Annotated in this window: 4 protein-coding genes; 3 read left to right on the top strand and 1 reads right to left on the bottom strand. The window is 47.4% G+C overall.

What is annotated here, in order from left to right; genetic code table 11:
- Together QZT80_RS06500 and QZT80_RS06495 are read left to right on the top strand one after the other, a co-directional pair.
- Nucleotides 1-639, top strand: a 639-nt coding sequence (locus tag QZT80_RS06500; protein ID WP_295119398.1) for a DUF3500 domain-containing protein, incomplete at its 5' end; no start/stop codon positions are given.
- A 239-nt stretch (nt 640-878) separates the two neighbouring features.
- The gene (locus QZT80_RS06495; protein ID WP_295119395.1) at nt 879-3,938 is read left to right on the top strand and encodes a beta-L-arabinofuranosidase domain-containing protein; all 3,060 of its coding nucleotides are present in this window, start codon (nt 879-881) and stop codon (nt 3,936-3,938) included.
- Nucleotides 3,939-4,011: 73 nt separating this feature from the next.
- Here the strand turns inward: QZT80_RS06495 and QZT80_RS06490 are convergent, their stop codons facing one another.
- A complete protein-coding gene (locus QZT80_RS06490; RefSeq protein ID WP_295119393.1) occupies nt 4,012-4,608 on the bottom strand; it encodes a TetR/AcrR family transcriptional regulator in 597 nt (198 codons plus the stop codon).
- Nucleotides 4,609-4,696: 88 nt separating this feature from the next.
- On the opposite strand from QZT80_RS06490, the gene QZT80_RS06485 reads away from it, so the two are divergent.
- Nucleotides 4,697-4,882, top strand: coding sequence for a hypothetical protein (locus QZT80_RS06485; protein WP_295119390.1), 186 nt, complete (start codon nt 4,697-4,699; stop codon nt 4,880-4,882).
- The last annotated feature ends 160 nt before the right edge of the window (nt 4,883-5,042 follow it).

Below are 5,042 nucleotides of genomic sequence, written 5' to 3'. Positions count from 1 at the left end.
GGGAGTGGCAAGCCATGGGGTTGGAGGATGGAAGGGCATCACCTGGCGCTGAACTTTACTGCCGACGGGAAAAATGTTATTGCTGTTACGCCGACTTTTATGGGCGCCAACCCTGCCATTGTGCCGGATGGACCTAAAAAGGGACAACAAATCCTGAAGGAGGAAAGTCAGCTGGCATTCGGGCTGCTGGAAAGTCTGAGTTCCGCACAACTATCTGTGGCTGTGGTGGCCGGGAAAGCACCATCCGATATTATCACCGGCAATAAAAGAAAGGCCTGGCTACAAACGCCTCCGGGAATAAGTTACGCACAATTGCAGCCTGCCCAGCAGGCACAACTGAAACGGCTGCTGGCGGTGTACATCGACCGGTACACCAAACTAATGGCAGATGTGCTGTGGAAAGAGATCGGGCATGCCGGTTGGGAACAGCTGCATTTCGCCTGGGCAGGCGGTAAAACCTGGGGCAGCGGCCACTATTACCGGATACAGGGGCCTACTTTCATTATCGAGTACGACAATACCCAAAACAACGGTAACCACGTCCATACAAGTTTCCGTGATCTGAAAAACGACTTTGGGGAGGATATGCTGCGCTTGCATTACGACAGTGCCCATCAACAGGTGAGCAGGGTGAAATAACAGGTAGCGACCCAATACACGTCCATTTTTCACGTTTAATAGATGTTAATATCATTTGAGGATTAGCTAAAATAGACTTATCGTAGCAGCTGGATTCTTCCTAGTTTAGTGAATTGTTAAATAAAATGTCTGTTTGACAATTTAATGATGCAGGGCGCTAAAAGCGAACCTGTTCAGCCAAAATCAACGTCCTGACCAGGATAACAGATGATATCAACTCAATGATGAAAAAATCAAATATGAAATTTTACAAAGTATGCCTGCGTGTCATCCTGTTTGCAGCTGTTTTGACCCAGGGTATGAATGCTGCCCGCGCACAGAGTGGCGATCAGATATTGGATGGGATTGGGGAAACGGGCATGATCGCACGTTATGTATTCGAAGGAGATGCTAAAGACTGGTCGAGGAATACGCTGCACGGCAAACTCCAGGGAGGGGGAGCCAAATTTGTTACTGATCCCCGGTTTAAAAAGGTGTTGTCGCTTTCTGATAATGCTTTTGTAACGATCCCGGGAGATGCGTTAACTGATATTGAATCGCTCAGTATTTCGGGATGGATATACCTGCGTTCGAAGCAACCGGGCCAGCGTTTCTTTGATTTCGGGACCAGTGCGGCGAAACATTTCACGGCAGCTCCTGCCGGTGCAAATGGTCAGGAAGGTTATGAGGCGTTGATTACTGCGGATAAGGATAACAAGAGCGTGGCGGTGTCGCCAGCCATAGAAGCGAATAAGTGGGTGCATGTAGTGGTGGTGATAGATGTTCCTTCGAAATCGATGACTACCTATGTGGATAGCAAGCCTGCCGGCGAAGCTAAAAACCTGTCGCTGGAACTGACGGATGTATTTGGTCAGCAATCGGGAGGCAGACAACTTTATATTGGCAAATCATTGTTGCAGGGCGATCCATATCTGGATGCACTGGTACATGATTTTCGTATTTATCGTGTACCGCTGAGCGGCCGTCAGGTAGCGGGCATTTATAGAAACGCGCAAAGAGGTATCAATGAAGGTTCTGTAAATACTACCGGGAAGCGTGAAGACGATCTGCCTCATTTTGCTCCCACTGAGCCGCAACTGTATAACTCCTATTTAGTGAGTGTACCCGATGTGAAAGTGACCACTGAAGCAGGAAACCTGCCACGTTTTCCAGGTTATGTAAACGGTACTTATAAGAATGGCGTGAAAGGCCCGCAGGTACGTGTGCTGTGGCCTGCTGCCACCGATAATAGCGCTGTGCTGAATCCTGGTAGCTACACGGTTACCGGTCGTGTTGCCGGAACGAACTTCCAGCCAAAGGCTGTTGTAACGGTAACTGCGGCTAAAAAAGCAGTTGCGCCGGGTGCTAAGCTGGCCGTGTTTAACCTGGACCAGGTTACGCTAAATGCCGATGCGCATGGTCATGAATCCAAATTTGTTGAAAACCGTGATAAGTTTATCAACACCTTAGCTACAACGGACCCTAATTCTTTCCTCTATATGTTCCGCCACGCCTTTGGCCAGAAACAGCCGGAAGGTGCAAAACCTTTGGGTGTGTGGGATAGCGAAGACACCAAGTTAAGGGGACATGCCACCGGGCACTACCTTACCGCGATCGCACAGGCTTATGCCGGTACAGGGTACGATAAAGCGCTTCAGGCGAATTTCGCCCGGAAGATGGAGTACATGGTAAATAGCCTTTACGAACTATCACAGCTCTCTGGTAGCCCGAAAGAAGCGGGCGGCCCCCATGTAACCGATCCGAACGCCGTGCCTCCTGGTCCCGGTAAAACAGGATACGATTCTGATATCAGTACTGCCGGCATCCGTAACGATTACTGGAACTGGGGTAAAGGCTTTATCAGTGCTTATCCTCCGGATCAGTTTATCATGTTGGAAAAGGGCGCTAAGTATGGTGGGCAGAAAACCCAGATCTGGGCACCTTACTACACGTTACATAAAATTCTGGCCGGCTTAATTGATGTATATGAAGTGAGTGGTAATAAAAAAGCCCTCGCTACCGCCACTGGTATGGGCGACTGGGTATACGCCCGCCTGAGCAAACTGCCAACTGATACGCTTATCAAGATGTGGAATACTTACATCGCTGGTGAATTCGGCGGCATGAATGAATCAATGGCCCGTCTTTACCACATTACCGGTAATCCGAACTACCTGAAAACAGCACAGTTGTTTGATAACATCCGTGTGTTCTTTGGTGATACCAAACATTCGCACGGCCTGGCTAAAAACGTAGATATTTTCCGTGGCTTACATGCCAACCAGCATATCCCGCAGATCGTTGGAAGCATTGAAACATACCGCGTATCCAATAATCCTGAGTATTACAAAATAGCCGATAACTTCTGGCACAAGGCAGTGAACGATTATATGTACAGCATCGGTGGTGTTGCCGGCGCCCGTAATCCGGCCAATGCCGAATGTTTTATCAGTCAGCCAGGCACCTTGTATGAGAACGGTTTTTCTTCCGGCGGACAAAATGAAACCTGCGCCACTTATAATATGCTTAAACTTACCAGCGATCTGTTCCAGTTTGAGCAGCGCGCTGAGTTGATGGATTACTACGAACGCGCGTTGTACAACCACATCCTGGCTTCTGTAGCAAAGGATAACCCTGGCAACACTTACCACGTACCGCTGAGGCCCGGATCAATGAAACAGTTCGGCAACAGTGATATGACAGGCTTCACCTGTTGCAACGGTACCGCTATCGAAAGCAGTACCAAACTGCAGAACTCTATCTATTTCAGGAGTAAAGATAATCAGGCGCTGTATGTGAACCTGTACGTTCCATCTACATTGGATTGGACAGAGCGTAAGGTAACCGTAGAGCAAACCACTAATTTTCCTAATGAAGATAATACCCGCCTGACGATAAAGGGCAGTGGTAAGTTCGATATCCATGTACGTGTACCGGGTTGGGCTACCAAAGGTTTCTTTGTAAAGATCAACGGTAAAGAACAAAAAGTGGCCGCTACACCAGGCAGCTATCTGAAAATAAGCCGCAGCTGGAAAGATGGTGATGTGATCGAATTAAAAATGCCGTTCCAATTCCACCTCGATCCGGTGATGGACCAGCAGAATATCGCGAGCCTGTTCTATGGCCCTATATTACTGGCCGCACAGGAACCCCAGGCAAGGAAAGATTGGCGTACCGTAACCCTGGACGCTAACGATCTGGGTAAGTCGATTAAAGGCGATCCTGCACAGTTAGAGTTCAAGATCGATGACGTGGTGTTCAAACCGTTCTATGAAACGTATGGTCGTCATTCGGTGTATGTGGATGTTAAGTTGAAATAGAAGCACTTTAAATAAAGGAAACCCGCTCCATTTGAAGAGCGGGTTTCCTTTATTTAAAACAGTTCGTACCGCTTTAATTTTTATTTTTCACAGCGAGATAAGGCGTAAATAATCCCTCTATAAGTTCCATATATTTCGCAGAAGCCTTCGCGCCTTTTAGCCGTTCAGTAATCTCATTATGTGCCCACCAAAAGTCTCCGATAATAAATAGTTGTTCGACTAAAATAGGCCAGATGTGCGGCGGTAAGTCATTTCGAAATATGCCTTTATGCACCAGCCGCTCAAAAATAAAACCCAATTGTGTTTTGCGCTTTGTCACTATCTCATGGAGGTTGTCGCGTATGGCAGGTATTTGCATCACGATGTCCACCCCCGATCTGAAGAAAATGCGGTACCTGGTGGTTATTTTGAAAGATGCCTGGGCAAAGTTTGTTAAGTCCGCGAATGATACATCTTCTGTAAGCTCCAATTCCCTGAAAAAAGTATTGTATTCTCCTACCAGCCGGTCGTACAAAGCCTTAATAATATCCTCCGTATGCTTGAAATGGTAGTGCAGGTTACCCGGACTAATATCCATTTCAGCCGCAATATGGCGGCTCGTTATTTTACTGATCCCGTGAGTGTTGTACAGCTTTATAGCAGTGTCGAGTATTTTTTCCTGCGTGGTCATAGGCAAATATAAGCATGTTCCGGAAAGTAAAAATAGAACATTTGATCTAAAATATTAGTACATTTGTTCTATAATAAAGTTAGACGAGATGAATAACGATGTACCAACAGAAAATGACTCGCTGTTAAAACGCTTCAGGAACCTGGTATTGCCCGAAAAACCGGGGGACAACATATTGATAAGAATAGGTAAGGGTGCTACCGCATACGTAATTTTAATCCTCGGCGCATGTCTGGCCATCGCAACCATAGCCGCGGCTTCGCTGGCCCTTTAGCACGCTCATTGTTTGACCCGGTATTCTCATGCTATTGCCTGATGTACGCAATTAACAGACTGTCGCGTGCAGCCGGCGCACCACTGCCACTTATGAATGGCTGGTTGTCAGACTTCCTGTTCGTTCCTGTCGTTTGCCATATCGCGTTGGTCCTGACGCG

The sequence above is a fragment of the uncultured Chitinophaga sp. genome (genome assembly GCF_902168175.1).
Classification (GTDB): domain Bacteria; phylum Bacteroidota; class Bacteroidia; order Chitinophagales; family Chitinophagaceae; genus Chitinophaga.
The sequence above is the reverse complement of the archived record's forward strand: the minus strand, read 5'-3'. Positions and strand labels throughout refer to the sequence as shown.